The organism is Legionella erythra (assembly GCF_001467615.1).
In the GTDB taxonomy this organism is placed as follows: Bacteria; Pseudomonadota; Gammaproteobacteria; order Legionellales; family Legionellaceae; genus Legionella_C; species Legionella_C erythra.
Map to the genome: position 1 here is coordinate 22,154 of NZ_LNYA01000001.1, position 24,015 is coordinate 46,168.

The window sequence follows — 24,015 nt, forward strand, 5'->3', positions numbered from 1 at the left end:
CTTGGCAAAGATTCACCGGGAATTTATTTGTCTTTGGCCAGTTAACCGCCCAAGCTGGTGTTTGACTGCTAAATTTAACATAATAACGCCTTTCTTTTGTTGGAAGTGAACGAATGACCGTGGATGCTTTACTAAAAGGGCTGAATGACAGACAACGACAGGCGGTTGTTGCGCCTTTGGGTAATACGCTGGTACTGGCTGGTGCAGGCAGCGGTAAAACACGGGTATTGGTCAGCCGTATTGCCTGGCTCATTCGTGAGCACCATTTCTCGCCCCATGCCATTCTTGCGGTGACGTTCACCAACAAGGCGGCCGGTGAAATGAAAGCGCGTTTAAGCAACCTGCTGCCGGTGTCTCTGGCCGGATTTTGGGTTGGGACTTTCCATGGCCTGTGTCATCGCATTTTGCGCCGGCATTACCAGGATGCGCGCCTGCCGGCTGAGTTTCACATTTTAGACAGCGAGGATCAGGCGCGGGTTATCAAACGGGTTATCGCCGCCTTGAATCTCGATGATGAACAATGGCCGGTTAAGCAGGCCCAGGCGTTTATCAACAGCAGAAAAGATGAGGGACTCCGTCCAGCGCATATTCATGCGCAATCATTCGGGCCCACACGCACGCTCATTCAGATTTATCAGGCTTATGAGCAGGCCTGCCAGACCGCAGGCGTGGTGGATTTTGCTGAATTACTGCTTAGAACCCATGAGCTGCTGCGCGACAATCCCGACATTCTGCAGCATTACCAACACCGTTTCCGTGCCATTCTCGTGGATGAATTTCAGGATACCAACACGATTCAATATGCCTGGATCCGCTTGCTGGCAGGGCAGGGCGCATCCGTGATGGCGGTCGGTGATGACGATCAATCCATTTACGGCTGGCGTGGGGCCAAAGTCGAAAACATCCAGCAGTTTTCACACGATTTCAACGATACGCTGATTGTGCGTCTGGAGCAGAATTACCGCTCCACGTCCACCATTCTCGATGCAGCCAATGCCTTGATTAACAATAATCAGTCACGCATGGGCAAAGCCTTATGGACGGACGGCAGTGCCGGCGAAAAAATCATGGTTTATGCCGCATACAATGAGCTTGATGAAGCCCGTTTTATCAGCGAGCGCATACAAATGGCTATCCAGAATGGCCATAGCGCCGATGAGATGGCTATTCTCTATCGCTCCAACGCCCAGTCGCGGGTCATTGAGGAAGCTTTGTTAAGGGCAGGGATTGCTTATCGCATTTATGGTGGTGTGCGCTTTTTTGAGCGGGCAGAGATTAAAGACACGCTGGCTTACCTGCGTCTGTTGGCCAATCCGGACGACGATACCGCGTTTGAACGCGTGGTTAATTTCCCCACACGGGGTATTGGTGAAAAAACGCTGGAGGAATTGCGCCAGTTGGCCAAGAGCCGCCAGTACTCACTCTGGCAGGCAGCAAACGAGTTGATTACAGAGGGCGGGCTGCCGCAGCGGGCGGCATCAGCGCTTGAAAAATTCATACATCTCATCCGGGAGATGCAGGCGAAAACGCAATACCTCGAGCTGGATGAACAAATTTCGGAAGTGATTAACGGCAGCGGTTTGTACGCGCATTTCTCCAAGGTCAAGGGCGACAAATCAGAGTCGCGTCTCGATAACCTGCAGGAATTAATTAACGCGGCCAAACAATTCCGCTATGAACAGGACGCTGATGACGAATTACCCTTGCTGGTCGCTTTCTTAGCCCATGCCTCATTGGAAGCAGGCGACATGCAGGCGGCGGAACATGAGCGATACGTGCACTTAATGACCCTGCATGCTGCCAAGGGACTGGAATTTCCCATGGTCTTTTTAGCCGGCATGGAAGAGGGGGTTTTTCCTGGCAAGCAATCCATCGAAGAGCCAGGCCGTCTGGAGGAGGAGCGTCGTCTTTGTTATGTCGGGATGACGCGGGCAATGGCAAAGTTAACCCTTTCCTATGCGGAAGTCAGGCGTCAATATGGGCGGGAAGAATACCATCGCCCCTCCCGTTTTCTGCGCGAGCTGCCTGCCGAATTGCTGGATGAAGTACGCGTGAAGACCAATTACCAGCCAGCCACCCCCTTATCGACACGATCATCGTCTGTCGCGGCAGTGGCAGCCAGTGATGCCGGGCTGAAGCTCGGACAGTCTGTTTCGCATGCGAAGTTTGGTCAAGGGGTTGTGGTGTCTGTGGAAGGCAATGGTGCACATACACGCGTACAGATTAAGTTTGCTGAGCACGGCGTCAAATGGCTGGTATTGGCTTATGCCAATTTAACCATTCTGGAAGATTGTTCTTTTTAAATAAGCCTTTTACCGGGTTTACATGAGGGATTGATCAATGGATGGCGTCGTGGACTTGAATTTCAAGCCATCCGGTGCTACGGTTCGTGTGGCGAAAAATAAATGACATCGCTTTGGTTTGAGTTTATTACATCAATTAAGGGGAACCACGTGAAGCTTAAAAGTTTAATGACTGCCGGTGCGCTTCTGGCTGCAGTCGCATCACCCGTTGTAATGGCCGCTGACAACACCATGTCAGATGACCAGAAAAAAGCAATTGAAAAAGTTGTGCATGATTATTTGGTCAATAATCCCGAAGTGTTGTTAGAAGCGTCTAAAGCCTTGCAGGAAAAACAACAGGCCAGCATGCAGCAACAGGCTCAGGCTGCTATTCTCGAAAACGCCTCGCAGTTATTCAGCGATAAGATGACGGTTTTAGGTAATCCAAAAGGCAATGTGACGCTGGTTGAGTTTTTTGATTACCAGTGCATTCACTGTAAAAAAATGGCGCCCATCGTTGCCGATTTGATTAAGAAAGACAGCAACCTGCGCGTTGTTTTCAAAGAGTTCCCGATTTTTGGCAGCAGTTCCGACATGGCTTCACGTGCGGCCCTGGCGGCAGCCTTGCAGGGTAAATACCAAGCCATGCACGAAGCGCTGCTCAAGCAAGACGGTCGTCTGAATGAGAAAATCATTATGGACACAGCGAAATCCGTCGGCTTGAACATGACTAAATTTAAAGCAGACATGGATAGCCAGGCTGTTAAAGATGCCCTGAATGCGAACCGTGAGCTGGCTGAAAAATTGCGTCTCATGGGTACGCCTGCGTTTATTATTGCTTCAACACCAGCTGGTCAATTCAAAACCGGCACCACACCTGCGTTCATCCCCGGTGCTGCCAGCGAACAGGCGCTGCAGGATCTGATTAAAAAAGCATCTTCCAGTTAATGCTTTTCCGGCAGGCTGTTTTAAGCGCCTGCCGGTATTCCAGAGGAACCTTGTGGTCATCAGTATGTAGGATGCCAATCAGTTATTTGAGAACACTATGACAAAACCCAGTACTTTCCAGGATATCATTCTGACGTTGCAGCAATTCTGGGCAGCAAGAGGCTGCGTAATATTGCAACCCCTGGACATGGAAGTCGGTGCCGGAACGTTTCATCCTGCTACATTTCTGCGCGCCATCGGGCCTGAGCCCTGGTCTGCCGCCTATGTGCAGCCCTCGCGCCGCCCGGCGGATGGACGCTATGGCGAAAATCCCAACCGCGTACAGCATTACTATCAGTTTCAAGTGATCCTGAAACCCTCGCCGCTGGATATTCAGGAAAAATACCTGGATTCCCTGCGGGCGTTGGGGGTTGATCCGCTGGCTGATGATATCCGCTTTGTCGAGGACAACTGGGAGTCCCCCACCTTAGGCGCCTGGGGCCTGGGTTGGGAAGTCTGGCAGAACGGCATGGAGGTGTCGCAATTCACTTATTTTCAGCAGGTGGGTGGTCTTCCCTGCAAGCCGGTGACGGGTGAGCTCACTTACGGCCTTGAACGTTTAGCCATGTATGTATTGGGCGTTGATAATCTGTTTGATTTGCCCTGGGCGCATACGGAGCATGGACTGGTCACCTACGGTGATGTTTTCCATCAGAATGAAGTGGAAATGTCGGCTTTCAATTTTGAATACGCCAATGTCGCTGCCCTGTTTAAACAATTTGATTATTATGAACAGGAAGCCGAAAAACTCATCGCTTTGAATTTACCGCTGCCCGCCTATGAAATGGTCATGAAAGCCTCGCACGCCTTTAATCTTCTGGATGCGCGGCGCGCCATTTCAGTGACTGAGAGGCAACGTTACATTTTACGGGTGAGGCAACTTTCAAGAGCAGTAGCCCAGGCTTATTATCAGGCGCGTGAAACCCTGGGTTTCCCCATGCTGAAGGTGTCCCATGAAGTTGAATGATTTTTTATTTGAAATAGGTTGTGAAGAGTTACCTTTTGCAGCAGTCAGAAATTTATCGACTGCCCTGGCGGACAACGTCAAGGGTGCTTTGGATAAAGCGCAGTTAACCTATCAGAGCCTGCGTGTCTTTGCGAGTCCAAGGCGGTTAGCTTTACTCATCACCCAATTACCCGACGAGCAGCCTGAACAACGCTTGTTGCGGAGAGGACCTGCCCGCAATACAGCCTACGACAATCAGGGGCAACCGACAAAAGCCTTATTGGGATTCGCCAAATCCTGCGGTGTGGACCTTGGTGAGTTGACTGTGCTTAAAACCGACAAGGGCGAGTGGTTAGTGCATGACTCGGTGGTTAAAGGGGGGAAGACCCGCGACCTGCTGCCGGAGTTGATGAATCAGGCCATTGCCGCCTTACCCATTGCCAAACCCATGCGCTGGGGGGATGGCGATGTCGAATTTGCTCGGCCGGTTCACTGGATAATCATGCTCTTTGGCAACGAGGTCATTCCTTGCACGGTACTGGGTGTGCCGGCAGGACAAACGACCTATGGTCACCGTTTTCATCACCCCGAAGGCATACGTTTGCTTAAGCCTGAAGACTATGAGGACGCCTTGGCTAAGGCCATGGTCATTGTGGATGTTGAGAAGCGGCGCCAACAGATAAAGAATGCGGTTGAGACCCTGGCGGCTAAGCACCAGGCCAAGGCAATCATGTCGGATTCACTGCTGGATGAGGTGACAGCCATCGTTGAATGGCCAACCCCCTTATTGGCCAGTTTTGACCAGGCGTTTTTACAGGTGCCGCCGGAAGCGTTAATTGCATCCATGCAATCGCATCAAAAATGCTTTGCGCTGGAAGACAATAAAGGGCAATTGTTGCCGCATTTTATTACGGTAGCCAACATCAACAGCAGCAACCCCGCTCAAGTGATAGCCGGTAATGAAAAAGTCATGCGCGCCCGTTTAAGCGACGCCGCATTCTTTTTCGAGCAGGATAAAAAGCAAGCGTTAAGTCAGCACATTGCCGCGACTAAAAAAGTCGTTTTCCAGGCGCGTTTAGGCACCCTCGCTGATAAGGCTGCCCGCGTCAAGGCGCTGACGGGTAGCCTGATTGCGCCGTTAAAATTAAACGAAGACCAGGTTAACCGCGCTGCTGAACTCAGCAAATGCGATTTAATGACGGGTATGGTGGGGGAGTTTCCGGAGCTGCAAGGCTTAATGGGTTATTATTATGCGCTGCATGATGGGGAGGACCGTGACGTGGCCATTGCCTTAAATGAGCAATACCTGCCACGTTTTTCTGGCGATGCCCTGCCAGCTACACCCTTGGGGCTCGCCTTGTCGCTTGCCGACCGCCTGGATACGCTGGTGGGTATTTTTGCCATCGGCCAGAAGCCATCCGGTGTAAAAGATCCTTTTAAATTGCGCCGTCATGCATTAGCCGTGGTGCGCCTGTTACTTGCGACGGACGCCCGCATCGATTTGCAGGATTTAATCAATCAAAGCAAAGCCATTTATGGGGACGTCATCAACCAGCAGGACGAGAGCCTGAGCGAAATCAAAGGCTTTATCCTTGAGCGTCTGCAATCGTTCTACCAGAATAAAGGCATCTCAGCTCATTTAGTGCAGGCAGTGAGGGCGCGTCAGGATGACTGGCTGTATGATTTTGATCGCCGCGTCACGGCTTTAGCCGATTTTGTCACTCGACCCGAAGCGTCAGTATTGAGTGCAGCCTGTAAACGGGTAAATAATATTTTACAGCAGGCCCAGATGGCATCAGCAACAACGGTGGTGACGTCTTTATTGGAAGCAGGCGCTGAGCAGGCACTGTATACCGATTTAAATCGCATTGAAGAACACATCCAGCCTCTCTATCAGCAGGGCGATTACGGTGCTATTCTCAGTCAACTCACGCGTCTTCGCGAGCCCGTGGATGCGTTTTTTGATCAGGTTATGGTTATGGTTGATGATCCGCAAATCCGCATGAATCGACTGCATTTGCTAAACCAGTTGCAAAGTGTGTTGCAAGGTGTAGCCGATATCTCGCTGTTGCAATTGACGGGTAGTAGCAACGGATGAAAAAATGCATCATATTGGACCGGGATGGCATCATTAACCAGGATTCCCTGCACTACATCAAGTCAGTCGATGAATTTGTCCCTATCCCTGAAAGCCTTGATGCCATTGCCCGCTTGACGCGGGCAGGTTATCAAATAGGTGTAGCCACGAATCAATCCGGTGTATCGCGCGGTTATTACAGCGAAGCGGAGTTGCAGGCCATTCATGCTAAAATGATGGCGGCTGTCCGGGCGGCTGGCGGGGAAATCATGGCGATTGAATATTGCATCCACATGCCTGATTCCGGATGTGATTGCCGCAAGCCTCAACCCGGGATGCTGCTGAAGCTTGCTCAACGCTTTCAATGCACGCCTGACAATTTATTGTTTATCGGTGATCGTGTTTCGGACATTCAGGCGGCGAAAGCAGTCGGTGCCACACCCATTATGGTGCTATCGCCGATGACCGATCGGGCGCTGTTACTGGCTTATCCGCGTGTTCCCGTTTATCCTTCTTTAGCGGCCTTTGTGGATGAGTTCCTTGCCAAAACCAATGCATGAAATCGCTGTCGGCTACGCCGAAGATTCCCTCTTGACCCAGGCCCAGGCGTTAGCAGCATCATTAAATATACCTCTTGACAATCAATCACCCAATCGGCTGGTGATTACTGCTGAACGGTTGGTATTGCAGATTCAGGGATTTAAACCCCAATATGCGGATTTCAGCAGTAAACAGTGGCAGAGAAGACGGGATGCCGGTAAGCAACAAGGCTTGGTAAAAGCCTGTAAGCCAGCACGGGGCATGAAAATACTCGACGTGACGGCAGGATGGGGACGGGATGCGGCCATATTAGCCAGTTTTGGTGCCGAAGTGCACATGCTGGAACGTCATGCTGTCATGGCTGCTTTGTTAGCCGATGCTCTGGCACGCCGCGATCCGCGTTCCTGCGAGGTATTGCATTTGCAGGTGCAGCACCAGGATGCACTGGAGTACCTGGGTCAATTGACAGAGCCTGACTATCCCGATGTCATCTACATCGATCCCATGCATCCCCCGCGTGAAAAATCAGCGTTGGTGAAAAAAGACATGCAGATTTTACAACAACTTATTGGCGAAGATAGGGACGCCCTGGCTTTATTGACCCTGGCAAAAAGCAAAGTCAGGCAGCGGGTGGTGGTCAAGTGGCCTCAGCACACTGCACCGTTGGCCAAGCCTTCTCGACACATTGAAGGTAAAACCGTACGGTTTGATATTTATCTGCCGTAAGTCATACATGGAATAAGTTGGGACGCTGGTGCCTGATGCGGTTATGACGCTACGAATAATCCCTTCCTGTTGATCCGGAACATGGTTAACAAAAATGACCCATCAAACGTAATTGTATTCAGCCAATTCTTCCCGCAGGCGTTTTTCCTCTGCCAATTCTTCAATGCGGCGACGCCTTTCCAATTTGGTACTGGGACTGCTTTCAATAATGATGGCATCAGGATTGTCGCTGAAATCGTCAACCTCGGTCTCAAAATCATCAAAAGTCTGTGAACTCATTGCATTCTCCATTGCTGAGTGCGGTTGTACGGGCATAATCAATCCAGATAGCGGCCTGAAGACAACCTAAATCCATTTATGACGAGTAAGGCATCAGGAACAAAGTAACAGAATTCCACTGTCAGGAACAGTGGAATTTTTTAGACAATAGCCGATCTAAGCGGATCAGGGCGCAGCAATCGGGGGTAGTTGTTGCTGTTGTTGCTGCTGTTGTGCCTCTTGTCTTTCCTGCGCTTCGGAAATTTTATTTATTCTGTCTTTGAAGTCGCGTGTTGCTTCCGGGCTGGACGCACGCTTAACGTACTCTTCACGGCGTTGGTTGTCCGTTTCGGCCTTATCCTGCATGAGCTTTAATCGATTAGGATACTCTGCGAATAAGTCTTCGGCTTTTTTCGCTTCGCCGTTGACGTTTATGGTAATTTTATCTGGTGGAAAACCCGCTTTGAGTGCGCCTTCATACGCTTTGCGGGCGAGATCCATCACATGTTTGTTGTCCGGTTCGCCTTTGCTGTTGGTTTGATAGGATTTATAATTCACATCCATAATAATGGAGTCATGACCGCAAGCGCGCACAGCGGCGGCGATGGTGGTCATGTCGCCCAGGACTTTGTCTTCTGAACCGTAGTAATAATTCAATCCCCATTTGGGTAAAGTCATGGTCAGGACCGTCTCGGATTTGTTGTCTTTGCCCTTTTGCTCTTCAATGTTAATTTGACGGCCGGTATAACTTAAGAAACCTTTTAAGTCTTCTACCCGGACATTTTTAAAGGTGGCCAGCCCCTTATTGGCATCGATGCCGACATGGATGGCCGTGTTTTCCTGGGTTTTGCGATTTTTTTCTGCCAGCGCATCAATGGCGGCCTTGTTTTGTTTGTTACGGTAGAGATCAGCTAAAAAGGAAATACGGAAATACTCATCCTGAGAGGCTTTATAAAGCTTGTCGATGTCGCCTTTCACCGCCTTTTCAAATTTATCGAGATCCTCGCCCTGACGCTTTTTAAGGGCATCTGTCATGTCCTTCTGGACTGTGGGAAGGTCGACATCCGTTACGCCTAAGCTTGTTTTTAAGTTATTGACAAAGGCATTGTCTTTAAAAAGAGCGTCAAGCCTGTTTAATTCCAGTTGATGCTGCGCCTTAATGGCCTTGGTGCCTTCACTCTGCAGCTTATGCAATTCAGAACCCACGGCTTCCGGGTTAAAACTGTCGGATTGCGCATTGTTTTTTGCCAGATTCTGCGGAAGATTATCCGTCACAATGGCATTCAAGGCTTTAGCCCGGCTGTTAAATGCCTTGATGGCATTGCTTAAGTTTTGATCGGCTTTCAGTGCGTCTTCGAGTTGGGTTTTAACCGCCGTAACTTCGGGCGTCGCGGCATTCAGTTTTTCATCCAGCGTGGAGCCGTTGGGAAGTTTGAGTTTGCCAAAGTCAGTGACTTTTTGCATTCTGGATTGGGAGAAGGTATCAAACGCACCAATGCCGGTTAATCCGGCATTGAAGTTGACGCTATCGCTGTACATTTCAAAGTAAACTTCTTCAGCGCGTGGCCCAAAATGTTTGATGAGCTCTTTTTCGGCATTGAAATAATTGCGAATTTTCCCAAAAGGAACAAAGTTTGGCAATGGCATAATCTCTTCCGCGTTCTAATCCATATAAAAATTATATCAGTTAAAGCTTAACTGATGATTAATTTTTTTCATCCCAGGCAGGAATCGCTGCATCGCCAAACAGTTCTTTGGCTTTCTCCTTGACCGCATTGGAGTTCATCGCTTTGACGAATTGTTCCAGCTGGCTTCGCTTGTCGCTGTCACGACGAATGACAATCAGGTTGGCATAAGGAGAATCCTTGCTTTCCAAAAAGAGTGCGTCACGGGATGGGCTTAAGCCTGCCGGAACAGCAAAATTGGTGTTGATAACAGCGGCATCAACATCACTTAAGACGCGGGGTAATTGGGCAGCATCAAGTTCTTTGATTTGCAGGTGCTTGGGATTTGAAGCGATGTCATCGGTCGTTGCTGTGCTGGTATGCTTTAGCGTAATCAATTTAGCCTTCTGCAGGAGAATGAGGGCACGGGCTTCATTGCTGGGATCGTTGGGAATGGCGATGATGGCGTTCTCTGGCAGCTTTTTCAAGGACTTGTATTTGGATGAATAAATGCCCGTGGGGTACACAAAGGTTTTGCCTATCGCCTCAAGGTTATAGCCATGGGCCTTGATAGCGGCCTGCAGGTAGGGTAAATGCTGATACACATTGGCATCGAGGCTGCCATCCTGCAGCGCTTCATTGGGCAGGTTATAGTCATTAAATTCGACAATTTTAATGGTCAGCCCATAATCTTTAAGCGCCTGCTCTTTTGCCACGTCGACCAGATCCGTTTCTGGTCCGGCAATCGTACCAATGGTTAGCGTGTTGGGTGAGGGCTTGCTGCAGGCGATTAAACTCGCTGCCAGAATTAAAATACTTAATATGCGCATGACATTGACTCCCTAAATGCTTAAAAACCTAGCGATGCGAGACGTGGCGGGCGAGTTTATCACCACCCATTTGTAACAGTTGCACAATCATAATCAGAATGGCAACGGTCGCCAACATAATTCCCACATTAAATCGTTGATACCCGTAGCGAATAGCCAAATCACCCAGTCCGCCGCCGCCAACCGTACCCGCCATGGCGGAATAATTCACCAGGGCAATGGCGGTTACCGTGATGGCTTGAATCAAGGCAGGCAAGGCTTCCGGAATAAGGATATGCCGAATCATCTGCCAGGTTGTTGCGCCCATCGAAAACCCTGTTTCGATGAGACCGGCTGGCAGATTCTGATAAACATTCTCAACCAGTCTGGCAAAAAAGGGTGTTGCTCCCAGCGTCAGGGGCACAATGGCCGCATTGATGCCAATGGAGGTTCCCACCAGTAAACGGGTAAACGGGATGAGCGCCACCAGTAAAATGATAAAGGGGATGGAACGGCTCATGTTAATCAGGCTGCTGATGCTTTTATGGAGCAAAGGGTGCGGCTTGATCTTGCTGCTGCTGAACAGCAGGGTTCCCAAAGGCAGGCCCAGTGCAAACGCCAGCAGGGTGCTGATGACCACCATATAAAGGGTTTCCAGACTCGCTTGAAGTAAATCATAAAATAGTGTCAGTGACATAACCCAGAATCTCCACGGTTAAATTGGCGTCATTGCATCGCTGTATAAACTGCTTGAGCAAAGTCTGACTGGCCTGCAATTCAACAATCAGCACCCCGCAGGTGACGGCGTCAAAACGATCGATATTGGCAAGCAGAATATTAATGTCGATGTGCAATTCGCGGCTGGTTTTACTGATGAAAGGAACGGTAGCGCTTTCACCATGAAAAAATAGGCGGATAACGGGTTTGTCGCTTTCCACAGAACTCAAATGACTGGTTAAGCAGACAGGTAATTGGGGGCTCAATTGGGCATAAAGCATTTTTCTCGCCTGGCTCAGCGGATTATTGAAGACCTCGTTTAAGGCCGTCATCTCAATAATCTGCCCGCCTTCCATCACCGCGAGACGATGGCAAATGCGTTTAACCACCTCCATTTCATGGGTGATAAGGACGATGGTGATGCCATAAAGCTTATTGATTTTTTTTAATAGTTCGAGAATGGCATCGGTGGTTTCCGGATCAAGCGCGGATGTTGCTTCATCGCATAACAGGATTTTAGGCGAGCAGCTTAACGCCCTGGCGATTGCCACCCGTTGTTTTTGTCCGCCGCTTAATTGGGAGGGGTAGGCATCTTTTTTGTCCTGCAGTTCAACCAGCGGCAGCAGTTCCTCAATTTTATGGCGGATTTGTTCTTCATCAATGCCCTGGATACGCATGGGCAGGGCAATGTTGTCATAGACTGTTTTAGCGTGAAGGAGATTAAAATGCTGAAAAATCATCGCCATTTTATGGCGTGCCTGACGTAACTGGGCATGGCTTAAGTTCGTCAGGGTTTGATTATCAATGATTACTTCTCCCTGATCGGGCCGCTCAAGTAAATTGATGGTGCGCAACAGTGTTGATTTTCCAGCACCGCTTTTGCCAATGATGCCAAAAATTTCGCCTTCCTGGATAAAAAGATTAATATCACGTAACGCGACGGTGTCCGCATAGGATTTATTTAATCCAACTAATTCAATCATTTATATAACCTAACGACGTAGCGCAGCGGGGGGTGCCAAGGGGGAATACGAAGCCCGCTTTAGCCGTGTTTACAAAAATTGAAGAACAACTTTTGAGCGCCCGCAAGCTGAGTTATTCAAATCGGCGCGATGCGCGATCATAACATGGGTTGGACGGGGAAGTAAAATTTTGCAAGCGTTTTGCTTTATTTGTTCGGGCTGATGCAGTATAAGGAGGCCGAACGTTATCAACACGAGGGATTCAATGAGCTCGACCATTAGCTCGTCTAAAACGGCCTTTTCATTCAATGATTTACCCTTAAGTTGTAAGCTTCTGTTAATGTTCTCATTTATCGAATCGATAGGAGGCAGTATTGCCTACCACATTGCTTATTTTTTTAGCGTAAGCAGCGATTTTAATAGGCTTGATATTGGTATTTTAGGCTTTGTAATGGGCATAGGAGCCTTGCTGGGGAGTTTATATGGGGGGTATGTTTCAGGAAAAATACCCGCAAAAAAGTTAATCGGAACAAGCTTTCTGTTGATGGGGTTCGCTTTTGTCTGTTTAGCAAAAATAAATTCGTTTCCCTTAACCGTGGTGTTGGTGGCGCTAACAGGATTTGGCATCAATCTCTTTCTTACCTGCAATAATTCGACCTTGTTGCTGTTATCAAAAGAAAATCATTATAGTTTAACCATGGCTCAATCGTTTAAAAATGCCATGGAAAATGCAGGAGGTATTGTCGCCATGGTGTTGATTATGTTCTTGGCGCAACATTATTTTAAATCCACTCTGTTTTCGATTGGCCTGGCGTTTGTATTTGTTGGCGTATATACCTGGCTTCGGTTTGATATTAAAAGTCAATGTGTAGAGCCCGGCTTGTTAAAAAAAGAAAAAACGGTTGAAACGGTTTATGGCAGGTTGTTGCCCTTGTTGTTTTCAGTCTTTTGCATAGGCCTCACGTATGGAATACAAAAAACGGTGTTGGGTGTTCATTTAAATGAAACAATCAATAATTCATTCATTATCGGCTTTTTTTTCGCGACAGATTCAATCCTAATCACCTTATTTCAAGTCAAACTGTCCAGGCGGATGGAACGGTTTAACCCGCATATTATCGCCTGTCTGGGTTGCCTGCTTCTTGGCGCATCGACATTCGCTCTGGCGCTGTCTGCAACGGGGATGCAGATGTTCTGCTCTCTGGGGTTTTTCACGTTGGGCGAGATGCTTTTTATGCCTCATTCCGTCACCTTATGCCATCGATACGGCGGTTCTAACCACAGTGGTTTGGGGGTAGGGGCCTGGCGTAGCGCCTATGCGCTTGGCATGATGTTTGGGCCGCTGATTTCAGGCATAGCCATGCATTATTTCAGTGCGCAAAGTGCTTGGACAATGTCCTCACTCCTTTGTCTATTCAGTGCTTATTTAGTCCTGAGTGCTGCGAAAAAAAATGGCTGAGGTAATCACATGTTTAAGATTGAGTTAGAGGTTAGGGATTATGAGTGTGATATCCAGGGCATTGTCAATAATGCAAATTATCAACACTACTTCGAACATGCCAGGCATCTTTTTTTATATGAGAGAGGAATAGATTTTTTGCAACTGGCGCAGAAGGACATATTTCTGGTGATGTACCGATGTGAAATTGATTACAGAAAACCATTGACTTATAAGACCAAATTCGAGGTCAGTGTAGCATTTGAAAGAATAGCCCGGACTAAAGGCCGTTTTAATCAGCAGATCATGATTGATTCTTGCCTGGGAACTAGAACAAACGCATGTAAATCGATGTGTTAAAGCTATCTTTGTCTGCGTTCCATACGCTATGCACAGCATCCATTCTTTTTTTGAATCAAGATGATTTTTGGATTTCGCGCATAAAGTGCGGAAAATAGGCAATTTAAGTGTTCAAGTACTGAAACGGGTTTTCCCTCCCGTGTAATCAAAACGGAGTATATGGTAAAATATTGATCATAAGGTGCTAAAATAAATCATATCTGCTTCTTTATGCGGGATGATTTATGCAAGCTAAGCTTGAAGAAAAGAGGTTTGGTCAAAGTGGTTTTATTGGGTTAACCGTTTCTATCACCTCTGAACCCAAAAAAGATAATTCGGCAGAAACAAATATCGATATCCCTCTTGGCAAGGCAATTGAGCCTAAAAAATTACCCTACCATGAGTTTTATGATGAGGCTTATTTAGAGCAGATTGGTGGCCATCGCGTTAATCAATGCATTGTTCTCGCCAGAGGCGATATTACGCCGCCAGAACAGCTTTTTGAAGCAGGAAGTATGCTTCCTAACGGCATTTTGAAAGAAAAATTTAAAGAAGACCAGAAAATTTTAGATGTAGCCAGTCATCGCGTGACATCGGAAGGTTCCGGCGTATTGTCCTGCACAAAAAGCATGGAGGTAGCAAAAAGCTTTAGTCAAGGCGGTCCGGGAATTGGCGGCGGCTATGTTTATCTGGTTAAAGGGACAGGCGCTATCTCTCCCATTCAATTTGCTGCCAAGGAAAAAGAGTACAGCTTGCCGGGCGGCATCGATGCCATTGACATCATTGGGTTTCGCCAGGTTCCGCCGGATAAATTTAATTTTTCGGGCTCCACCATATACCTTAATAAAGATTTCATCGCTCAATACCCGGACAAGGCTGAAAAAACATTACAAACCTATTTGGAAAAAAATGAATCATTAAGCCAGGAATCTCAACAGGTATTGCAGAATCTTATTCAGGAATGCAGGGATTTTTTAAAATTAAAACAGGCCACAGAGAAATTGTTAATCAAAGGGCATTTTCAAAAAGATAAAGAAACAGGATTATGGCAACTTAAACCGGATGAACTGGTAAAAAGCCATATCAGTAATAATCTTGCAAAAAAATATCAGGAAAAGCACCAGGATTTACAAAAACTGGCGGATGCCTTAAATGGCATGCAGGAAAGTAAGTATGAGCATGTAGAAAAGAAAGAAGCGTTCATTCAATTAATAAAAAATGTCCAGAACTCGGCTGAAAATTATCAAAAAAGTAAGTTCTCTCTGTTTAAAAGCAACATTGCCAAAGAGGCAGACCTTCTTCTTGAGGAAGCAAGCAAGATGAAACCCAGTTAACAGGTTTTTATTGCTTTAACCCTTTTAATACGGCTGGTTCAATGATAAAACTCAATCATCATGGTTTTTAACTTGCCAGGCGTGTAATCCATGCGTGGTGAGTCTTTGGTTAGAGGTTAATGAGAAAAGGAACATTTTTTACCCCCTGCCTGCCCCTTAAACGCGGAGAGCGCCTGGATAAAAGGACACATCATGGCCTGCCCCATACCTGCATTATTTCACCCGCAGGCAAGCGATATGAATTAATGGGCACCCTGGATGGGGAAGAAGCCCGGCAACTTAAACAGCAAGCGGGTTTGGAAAAAATGGGAAAAGTGGAGTTGGGACGGGGCTCGTTTGGGCGGGTTCGGTTAGCCCGTCGAAACGACGGCACCTATCTCGTGATTAAAAAGATGAAAAAGGCTTATGGCAGGGTCCACTCCAGATTCAATGTCAAGGAAATTGCCGAGCTTGAGAACCACTTAATCCAGCACCTGCAGGGTATCGACGGGGTCATTATCCCGACTGAAATCTTTGTTGTGGAGGATAAGGCTGGCAGCGATGTGATTGTCAGCATCATGCCCCTGGCTAATTTCGGCGATGCTGAAAATCTCATGCGAATCCTGTATGAACAAGCCCGGGTTAGTCGTCCCTTACCTTATGCCCTGCAAAATGAACTGCTCAGCTGCGTTTATCAGGCCAACCCCGTCCGCTCATCAAAAACCCCGGTAAGCGGTTACACGACAGCGCCGCCAGAATTTGACATTGTCACCGAATATGAGTTGCCTGAGAATTTGATCAAAGCCTTCAATGAGTCGCACCCCATCACACCATGTTTAAATCAGGATAGTGAAGACGCCTGGGTGGAGAGCGGGTGTCGGGTAGAAATTGGCTTGACGTTTAAACAGGATTTGCAATTAAAAATGAGCAATTTGCTGCTGATTTATATCACGCGGCAATTGACTAAAACCTTATCGATACTGCATCAACAAGGCATTTATCATCGCGATATCCAGCTTAAAAATGTATTGTTAACTCACGAGGGGGATGTATTTTTAGGTGATTTTGGCTGTGCCATTCATTATACGTCTCAGGATTTTTACAAAAGTTCGGTTTTATCGAAGCCAATAGCCCCAGAATTGTATCGAAAGGACGCGGATCTGGGGCATTTAAATGCCAGCCGTGCGATCGATGAGTGGCGTTTAGGTCTGTTATTGTCAACTTTTCTTCAAGGTTCCGACATACTGGATTATGTTCTCCGGTCAGCCTCTCCTGGCCATGTTATTTACTGGGGTGGGGAATTGCATTTCCCAACCGGTTTTACAGCCTTTCTGGATGTGCTTCATCAACGCATCAAGCAGGAGTTGCAAAGCTTGTTTGTCACGAATAATGTTCCTTTGCAGATGCGTATAATTATTGCCGGCCTATTAAATCCTTATCCCGAAAAAAGACTGTCGATACCGGCAGTAATCGAGTTATTGAATGAGCTTCCTGCGGTTGAAAAAAATGTTGTCAGGGCAATCTTTCAGGTATTAAACCCAGGCGAAAATAGAGTCGATAGCGAGGCTCAGCCTGAATGCACTGCGTCGTTTGATCAGAGGCGTCATGGCATTGAACATTCATTTTTTTAAGTATTTGACAGCAATAAACCTTTTTGGCAGTCTAGGACCCTTTCATGTGATAGGGAGAATGACTGAATGAAACGGGCGATTGGATTGGCAGCGGCCATGTTGGCTTTATCCGCAGAGGCTTCTGATTTATCTTCCTTTGCCGAAGTGGCTGAGGCGGTCAAGCAGGGCAAAACCTTGAGTTTTGTGACATCCTTGAATGCCTGCGAGGCGGATATCCCATCAGCTGATATCACGACATCGATTACACCCAATGCCGTGATGCTGGTGAATGGCAGTAAAGTAACCGCGTCAGATAGGCATTTCACCTTAAACGATCCTGCTTTACCCGGGATAGCGGTTTTTGGTTACAGTAAATTTGAAATCCATGCCAGTGGCGCCGCTACAGTTAAAATCACCTTGCTTCGCGCGGCCGATTACAGCAAGGTGCGTGAATTCCAAATGCGTTGCGAGTTGGGTAAGGGATTTAAGGTTTTCACCAAATAAAGCAGCCTTGGTGAAGAACTCAGGGATTCAGGTAGCGGATAGTGACCTCACTGTCGCTATCCATGATTTCCTCATCGGGAATCATGGCCGCTAATGCTTCTTTCGCCAGCCTGAACAACTTCATCCGCTCGATGATTTCGCGGCAGACGCCAGCCGAACCGCCAAGGCAGGCGTCGCTGTGCAGATTAAAAATTGTCTTTAAACTGTCTTTCAACCCATATTGTTGCAATTTTTGGGCGATACCGGGCAAGTGATCGATGGCATGTTGCTCTTTCACGGATAAAGCCTGGTAATAGCTTTTAAACTGCTGAAATGCCAGACCTCGCGCCAGATCATGAATGCTGATGCCATTTTCTTGTAATTCCTCCAACTCCTCCTCGGTATAGTTTTGTTTAATTGCCTTGAGGAATTGGGGATCGTTAATAACCTGGGAGGAATGGTCTACCAGGGACTCCATTTGTTTGAGTGTTTCTTCGCTGATTAACGCTGCATGCGCCTGGCTGTTCTCAATATACTGGTTAATAAATTGTGTGATTAAAGTGCTTCTTTGCATTAATTCCTTTGTTTCACTGACTGAAAAAGCAGTTCGTGGAATGGTGTAAAAATTTATTAATTGGCCATGCTCCTTAACATAATTTTCTATTTCAATCAGGCTGAAAGCAAATCGTTTACCCAGTTTATTGGCGTTCGAAATAAACAAATCCTTCAATGGGATGTCGATGACCCAATCTGTCTCGGTCGTTTCTTCATTGGCAACAACCACGGTTTTTCCTTTGTATTGAATTTCAGGCACGATGATGATCTCAAGTGAAACATGGAAATTATTTTATCACATTGTTGAACCATTCAGGCCTGAATCTGATTATTTCAGTTCAGGCCGATCTTTAAAATAAGCCAGTGATTCAGGGTTAGCCAGTGATTGCAAATTATTAATAGTCTGGCCATGGACGACTTGCCTAACAGCCACCTCCACAATTTTACCGCTCATGGTGCGAGGGATATCAGGGACTTGAAGAATCACGGCAGGCACGTGGCGGGGGGAGGCATGATGGCGAATCGTTTGGCGAATAGTGGTTTTAAGCGCTTCATCCAATACCAGACCTTCGCGTAATTTAACAAAAAGGACCACGCGAACGTCATCTTCCCAATCCTGACCGATGACAATGCTGTCGACGACATCAGGGATGCGCTCGACCTGCCGGTATATTTCAGCAGTGCCGATACGCACACCGCCTGGATTTAAGACGGCATCGGAGCGGCCGTAAATAATTAACCCGTGGTGAGCGGTTATCTCAGCAAAATCACCATGGGCCCAGACACCGTCAAAGCGTTCAAAATAAGCATGGTGATAGGCTTTCTTGTCCGGATCATTCCAAAAATAAATCGGCATGGAGGGGAAGGGTTTCGTGCAGACCAGTTCGCCACGTTCTTTCCTCACGGCCTGGCCATCCTCATTAAAGACATTGACAGCCATACCCAAACCGAAACATTGCAGTTCACCACGATGAACAGGCAACAGGGGATTGCCCAAGGCAAAGCAGGAAACGATGTCGGTGCCGCCGGAGATGGAGCAAAGCTGTACATCCGCTTTGATGGATTCATAGACAAAATCATAATTTTTCGGCAGCAGGGGAGAGCCTGTTGAAAGGATCGTTTGCAAGGCAGGGAACCGCAGGTGTTGATTAGGCCGGGCATCCGCCTTTTCGACCGCGGATAAAAACTTGGCGCTGGTACCAAAGGCTGTTATGTTCTCCTCTGCAATCAATTCAAACAGGCGGTAAGGGGTGGGGTAGGAGGGGGCTCCTTCATACAGGGTGAGAGTAGCGCCCAAAGCCAGCACCGACACCATCCAGTTCCACATCATCCAGCCGCAGGTTGTGTAAAAACTGAGGTTGCTGTTTTCATCCAGGTTGCAATGCAGGGCCAGTTCCTTTAAATGCTGGAGTAATGTCCCGCCTGCACCATGGACAATGCATTTGGGCTTACCGGTAGTACCTGACGAAAAAAGGATGTACAAAGGATGAGCAAAAGGGAGGGAAACAAAGTCGCAGACATCGCTCTCAACGAGAAAGTCATCCCAGTTCACCAGGGGTATATTCACATCAACCGCCGGGCGGCTGCCAATGATGGGGCAGAGGATAACGTGTTTCAGAGAGGGAATAGCCTCACAGACGGCCTTGATTTTAGCTGCGGCGTCATGCTGTTTTCCCATGTACTGGTGCCCATCGCTCATAAATAATACGCTGGGTTCGACTTGTCCGAGCCGATCGATAGCTGCCTGAGCACCAAAATCAGGCGAGCAGGATGACCAGATTGCGCCTAGGGACGCCGTAGCCAGCATGGCGATAATGGTCATGGGTACATTAGGCATAATCGCTGCAACCCGATCGCCGGCTTTGATGCCGATCTGTTTCAGGCCTGCAGCGCATTGCGCAACCGCCTCGTACAATGCCTGGTAACTGATAGCCTGGCGTTCACCCGCTTCATTCAAACTGATCAGGGCTGGGTGATGATCACGGCGTCTAAGCAGTTTTTCTGCAAAATTAAACGTGGCTCCCTCAAACCAGCGCGCTTCAAGAAAGTGCTGATAATCATTTACTGTTTGTGCAGGTGGTGTATCGAACGTAAACGCTAAAAAATCACAAAGCGTTTGCCAAAAAAGGGCCGGTTCAGTAGTGGACCAATGATGCAGGGCCTGATAGTCGGCAAAGCGGCATTGATGCTTTTGTTCAGCAAAGCGCATGAAATGCCACATGCGGCTTGTTTCAGGATGTTTAGGCTGCCAGACGATGCTGCTCATGTTCGATTTCCTTTCGTAAAGTCCAGAAGGCCAGGAGTATCAGTTTACGATACTCCGGCCTATCTCAACAGAATTATTGACTCCGTGGTTGCTGCTGGGTAATGCAATGAATCCCGCCGCCGCCGGCAAAGACATCCAGCGCATCAATCGGGCTGATGCGATGGTGAGGGAAGAGGTCTCGAAAGAGGTCGTAGGCCGCTTTATCCTGCTTGTCATGGCCGAAAGCCGGCATGACAATGCCGCCATTGGCTAAATAAAAATTAATGTAGGATAAAGTCAGACGCTCGCCGTTTAAGTAAGTGGCTGGGGGTTGCTCAACGGTGAAAACCTGAAGGCGGCGGCCGCGTGCATCGACTGCGGATTGTAATGCTTCAAAATTCTCATGCAGGATGTCGTAATTTTCATCCCGGCGATCATGAGTAATGAGGCACAGGACTTTGCCCGGCGCGATAAAGCAGGCAATTTCGTCGACATGGCCATCGGTTTCATCGCCTATCAATCCGCGATTGAGCCAGATGACTTTTTCAGTTCCCAGATAATGATTAAGGTACGATTCAATGTCCTGCTCATTTAAATGGGGATTGCGATTGGTATTGAGCAAACATTCGCGAGTGGTCAATACGGTGCCTTCACCATCAACATGAAAGGAGCCGCCTTCCATAACCAGCGGTGCTTTAAACGAGCGGGCTGTGGTCGCGTTAATAATGGCGCCGGCAATGCGGTTATCCAGGGCATAATGCTCGTAATTTTCACCCCAGGCATTGTGAATCCAGTCGACACCGGCTAATTGTTTTTCGCGGTCCAGCAAAAACGTCGGGCCGGTATCGCGGGTCCAGGAATCATTGATGGGCAAGGTCATCAATCGAATCGTTTTGTCGCAGAGTGCGCGTGCCCCATCCTCATCACCGGGATTGACAATCATGGTCAGCGGTTCGAAGGCGGCAATGGCATTGGCAACCCTGGCATAGGCATGACGGGCACGTTCAAGGCCTATTTTTTCCCAGGTTTCAAGGTGGCAGGGCCAGGCCATCCAGCAGCCGGCATGAGGATACCATTCAGGCGGCATCATGAAACCATCATGTTTTGGAGTCGACATAATTATCCTTTGTTTTTATTGCCATCAAGATACGTTTGCTGGGTAAAAATACTGCGTAATTCATTTAAATACAATTGAATGGTCTCCTCGGACAGATCCGTATTGAGCAACTGCTTTTCATAGGATAACAATAGCTTTTTGGTATCAAAATGGGCGTAATTCAGCACATTGGTCACCGTGTCGCCGCTGACAAGATCCTTGATTTCAAATTGTCCATTGCCAGTTAGTTTAACATCCAGGGAGTTGGTGTCCCCGAAAAGATTATGAAGATTCCCTAAAATTTCCTGATAGGCACCCACCAGGAAAAAGGCAATGGCATAGGGATTATTGGGATCGTAGGGCGGGAGCATCAGTGTGCTGTATATCCAGTCGCGTCCAGTGTATTGCTTCAGGGTGCCGTCGGAGTCACAGGTCAAATCCTGCAGGATGCTGTGCATGCTCGGTTCTTGATTAAGGTGAGATATCGGCGTCACCGGAAAAATTTGCCCGATGGCCCAGGCATCCGGCATGGATTGGAAAAAAGACAGGTTGCAAAATATTTTAGCTGCCAAACGCTCATTGATAAGATCCAGCAGCTCACTGTCAGCTGGCGTATTCTCATCGAGGGGCTGTTGTTGAATTTCAAGGCAGATGGCTGTAAACAGTTCCTCGACTTTGGCTTTTTCTTCAAGGGTCATGACGCCATGTTTGAACATGGAGTGTGCCTCATCCAGCGAGTGGGAGGCGTAGTTAAAGGCCTCGCTCGGCGAACTGTCGGCAATGGACAGGTAAGTATTCCAAATGTCGTGGATAACGTGAGAGTCCTCAGGAGCAATGCGCGGCAGCGTCGGTTTTCGCTTAATCTGTTCCACATCCGTGATATTGGTGACCAAGGTGGCATGGTGGGCGGTTAGGGCGCGCCCGGATTCAGAAATAATATGAGGCTCCGGCATGCCGCTTTCTTCGCAAAGATGGCGCATAGCCAGAAGGATGTTGGTCGCGTACTCTTTCAGGCTGTAATTCATTGAGCAGCCGGTACTGGAGCGCGTGCCCTCGTAATCGACGCTCAAGCCGCCACCGACGTCGACGGTCGCAATGGAGGCGCCCATACGCCGCAATTCCACATAATAGCGCGCCACCTCGAGCATGCACTGCCGGATATCGAGGATGTTGGCTATCTGTGAACCCAGATGACAATGCATTAATTGCAGGTAATCCAGATAGCCACGGTCTCTTAACTGATTGACAATGGTTAAAACCTGCTCTGCATTTAAGCCGAATTTCGATTTGGCCCCGCCAGTATTTTCCCATTTACCCGCGCCTTTCGTCACTAAGCGGATGCGGATGCCAATTCGCGGACGAATGCCCATTTTAGCGGATTCTTTAAGAATGGTTTCCAGTTCGGATTGCTTTTCAATGACGATAAAAACCTGATGGCCCATTTGTTGGGCAATCAGGGCCGTGCGGATGTAGCAGGCGTCTTTGTAGCCGTTACAAATAATCGTGGAGGGCTTCTCGCCTAAAAGGCCGATGACCGCCACCAGCTCCGGTTTACTCCCCGCTTCAAGCCCAACCTGATGATCCGGCGCTTTCAGCAGTTCCTTAACCACCGAGCATTCCTGATTGACTTTGATGGGGTAGACCAGCGTGTAGCGCCCCTGGTAATCAATCTCATCAATGGCCTGCGTGAAGGCTTCATAAATTTTTGCCACCCGATCGCGAAGAATGTCTGTAAAGCGAATCAGCAGGGGGAGCTGCAAGCCGGCGCGGTTAGCCGCATTGACGATCGCTTTCAGTTCAACACCGGTTTCATCCGGGTTTTTACTGATTTCGATATTCCCGTGCTGATTGATTGTGAAATAACCTTCACCCCAATGTGAAATATTATAAAAATTGCTGTCCGTTGAGGTTTGGTGTGTCATCAGGTTAATTCTCCTTCAAAAAAGCCGCGGGGCTTGGTCAACACATGGTAAGTATCAGGTTCACGCTGCCTTGCAAAAGGGAACAGACGACCCCACAGGTCGCGTTGACTGAAATCCAGTTGCGCCACCAGCACGGCTGGTTCATGGCGAGGGGCTTGGACCAAAATTTCGCCGAGCGGGTTACTGATGAAGCTGCTGCCATAAAATTGCAAATCATCTTCACAGCCGATCCGGTTCACGGCCACCATAAAGGTATTAGCCATGATCCCCTGAGCCACCATGACTTTTTGCCACATGGGCTGGCTGTCAAACCCCGGTGCCGTGGGTTCGCCGCCAATTGCGGTGGGATAAACCAGGACTTCAGCGCCCTTTAAACCATAAATTCTCGATAATTCCGGAAACCACTGATCATAACAGGTGGGCAAACCCACACGATGCCCGGCAATGGTATGAACAGGGTAGTCTGAATCACCCGGTTTAAAATAATAATCTTCGTGGTATTTTTCGCCACTGGGTATGTGTTGTTTGCGGGTAACAGCGATGAGTTCACCCCGTTCATTGAAAGCCACCGCGGTATTATAACCAGCCTGTTCAAACAGCGAGGCGGTGATGCATACGTTCGCAGTTCTGGCCATTTCACTGACAAATTGTACTGTCGGTCCGGTGTGAATATCTTCCATGTACGGTTTGCCGTCCACGTCTGAGCGGGTGCAGAAATAGGGCGATAACGTTAATTCCTGCAGGCAAACGAGCTCAGCCCCTTTTTTTGCGGCTGTGACGATACCAGAAGCGAGGCGGTCGCGATGCTCATCCGGGTTGCTGTACCATTTTTCCTGTACCAAACCAATTGTCAACGTATTACTGGTCATCATGTTTCACCGATAGGTAGTTCAAAGAGGGGCGTGGGGTTTTCAAGTGCCGATCGTTTTTGGTCGGCTCTTCGTCTTAAGCGAGGTATATTAGAATAAAAAAAAAGTTTATTGAATAACCAATCGGCGTTTTTTGCCTTCAGGTCGTACATTTTAGACGATAAACCTAACAATAGA

General features: G+C 48.1%; 21 protein-coding genes. 11 read left to right on the forward strand and 10 right to left on the reverse strand.

Features of this window, described 5'->3' with window-relative positions:
- The first annotated feature begins 113 nt into the window (after positions 1-113).
- From uvrD to Lery_RS00165, 6 genes are all read left to right on the forward strand, one after another.
- Complete coding sequence (gene uvrD / locus Lery_RS00140; RefSeq protein WP_058525217.1) at positions 114-2,303, forward strand: DNA helicase II; 2,190 nt, start codon at positions 114-116, stop codon at positions 2,301-2,303.
- A gap of 150 nt (positions 2,304-2,453) precedes the next feature.
- On the forward strand, positions 2,454-3,230 hold the full coding sequence (locus Lery_RS00145) for a DsbA family protein (protein WP_058525218.1): 777 nt from the start codon (positions 2,454-2,456) through the stop codon (positions 3,228-3,230).
- Between the two features lie 97 nt (positions 3,231-3,327).
- Entirely contained in the window at positions 3,328-4,236 is a 909-nt protein-coding gene (glyQ, locus tag Lery_RS00150) for a glycine--tRNA ligase subunit alpha (protein ID WP_058525219.1), read from the forward strand.
- Positions 4,223-6,313, forward strand: coding sequence for a glycine--tRNA ligase subunit beta (gene glyS, locus Lery_RS00155; RefSeq protein ID WP_058525220.1), 2,091 nt, complete (start codon positions 4,223-4,225; stop codon positions 6,311-6,313). The genes glyQ and glyS overlap by 14 nt, the downstream gene beginning before the upstream one ends.
- Entirely contained in the window at positions 6,310-6,852 is a 543-nt protein-coding gene (gene gmhB / locus Lery_RS00160; RefSeq protein WP_058525221.1) for a D-glycero-beta-D-manno-heptose 1,7-bisphosphate 7-phosphatase, read from the forward strand. Before glyS ends, gmhB begins: the two co-directional genes overlap by 4 nt.
- On the forward strand, positions 6,845-7,558 hold the full coding sequence (locus tag Lery_RS00165) for a class I SAM-dependent methyltransferase (RefSeq protein WP_058525222.1): 714 nt from the start codon (positions 6,845-6,847) through the stop codon (positions 7,556-7,558). Before gmhB ends, Lery_RS00165 begins: the two co-directional genes overlap by 8 nt.
- 102 nt (positions 7,559-7,660) lie before the next feature.
- Here Lery_RS00165 and Lery_RS15460 read toward each other — a convergent pair whose 3' ends face one another.
- The 5 genes from Lery_RS15460 to Lery_RS00185 form a co-directional block, all read right to left on the reverse strand.
- Positions 7,661-7,837, reverse strand: a complete 177-nt coding sequence (locus Lery_RS15460) for a PA3496 family putative envelope integrity protein (RefSeq protein ID WP_165481473.1) — start codon at positions 7,835-7,837, stop codon at positions 7,661-7,663.
- Between the two features lie 165 nt (positions 7,838-8,002).
- Complete coding sequence (locus tag Lery_RS00170; RefSeq protein ID WP_058525223.1) at positions 8,003-9,463, reverse strand: hypothetical protein; 1,461 nt, start codon at positions 9,461-9,463, stop codon at positions 8,003-8,005.
- A 58-nt stretch (positions 9,464-9,521) separates the two neighbouring features.
- Positions 9,522-10,310, reverse strand: coding sequence for a MetQ/NlpA family ABC transporter substrate-binding protein (locus Lery_RS00175; protein WP_058525224.1), 789 nt, complete (start codon positions 10,308-10,310; stop codon positions 9,522-9,524).
- Positions 10,311-10,338: 28 nt separating this feature from the next.
- Positions 10,339-10,986, reverse strand: a complete 648-nt coding sequence (locus Lery_RS00180; protein ID WP_058525225.1) for a methionine ABC transporter permease — start codon at positions 10,984-10,986, stop codon at positions 10,339-10,341.
- Entirely contained in the window at positions 10,964-11,989 is a 1,026-nt protein-coding gene (locus Lery_RS00185) for a methionine ABC transporter ATP-binding protein (RefSeq protein ID WP_058525226.1), read from the reverse strand. The genes Lery_RS00180 and Lery_RS00185 overlap by 23 nt, the downstream gene beginning before the upstream one ends.
- 244 nt (positions 11,990-12,233) lie before the next feature.
- On the opposite strand from Lery_RS00185, the gene Lery_RS00190 reads away from it, so the two are divergent.
- The 5 genes from Lery_RS00190 to Lery_RS00210 all read left to right on the forward strand — a co-directional run bounded on the left by Lery_RS00190 (position 12,234) and on the right by Lery_RS00210 (position 17,172).
- Positions 12,234-13,427: an MFS transporter gene (locus Lery_RS00190; protein ID WP_058525227.1), complete on the forward strand. Its 1,194-nt coding sequence runs from the start codon at positions 12,234-12,236 to the stop codon at positions 13,425-13,427.
- A gap of 9 nt (positions 13,428-13,436) precedes the next feature.
- On the forward strand, positions 13,437-13,766 hold the full coding sequence (locus Lery_RS15840; RefSeq protein WP_058525228.1) for an acyl-CoA thioesterase: 330 nt from the start codon (positions 13,437-13,439) through the stop codon (positions 13,764-13,766).
- A gap of 224 nt (positions 13,767-13,990) precedes the next feature.
- The gene (locus Lery_RS00200; RefSeq protein WP_058525229.1) at positions 13,991-15,079 is read left to right on the forward strand and encodes a hypothetical protein; all 1,089 of its coding nucleotides are present in this window, start codon (positions 13,991-13,993) and stop codon (positions 15,077-15,079) included.
- A 119-nt stretch (positions 15,080-15,198) separates the two neighbouring features.
- The gene (locus tag Lery_RS00205) at positions 15,199-16,689 is read left to right on the forward strand and encodes a protein kinase domain-containing protein (protein WP_058525230.1); all 1,491 of its coding nucleotides are present in this window, start codon (positions 15,199-15,201) and stop codon (positions 16,687-16,689) included.
- Positions 16,690-16,755: 66 nt separating this feature from the next.
- On the forward strand, positions 16,756-17,172 hold the full coding sequence (locus tag Lery_RS00210) for a VirK family protein (protein WP_058525231.1): 417 nt from the start codon (positions 16,756-16,758) through the stop codon (positions 17,170-17,172).
- A 19-nt stretch (positions 17,173-17,191) separates the two neighbouring features.
- Here the strand turns inward: Lery_RS00210 and Lery_RS00215 are convergent, their stop codons facing one another.
- From Lery_RS00215 to Lery_RS00235, 5 genes are all read right to left on the reverse strand, one after another.
- Positions 17,192-17,965, reverse strand: coding sequence for a hypothetical protein (locus tag Lery_RS00215; protein WP_058525232.1), 774 nt, complete (start codon positions 17,963-17,965; stop codon positions 17,192-17,194).
- A gap of 69 nt (positions 17,966-18,034) precedes the next feature.
- Entirely contained in the window at positions 18,035-19,972 is a 1,938-nt protein-coding gene (locus Lery_RS00220) for an acetoacetate--CoA ligase (protein ID WP_058525233.1), read from the reverse strand.
- 73 nt (positions 19,973-20,045) lie between these two features.
- Positions 20,046-21,068 carry an agmatine deiminase family protein gene (locus Lery_RS00225; protein ID WP_058525234.1) on the reverse strand — a complete coding sequence of 341 codons (1,023 nt, stop codon included), beginning with the start codon at positions 21,066-21,068 and terminating at the stop codon, positions 20,046-20,048.
- 2 nt (positions 21,069-21,070) lie between these two features.
- A complete protein-coding gene (gene speA / locus Lery_RS00230) occupies positions 21,071-22,969 on the reverse strand; it encodes a biosynthetic arginine decarboxylase (RefSeq protein WP_058525235.1) in 1,899 nt (632 codons plus the stop codon).
- Complete coding sequence (locus Lery_RS00235) at positions 22,969-23,838, reverse strand: carbon-nitrogen hydrolase (RefSeq protein WP_058525236.1); 870 nt, start codon at positions 23,836-23,838, stop codon at positions 22,969-22,971. Before Lery_RS00235 ends, speA begins: the two co-directional genes overlap by 1 nt.
- Positions 23,839-24,015: the final 177 nt, after the last annotated feature.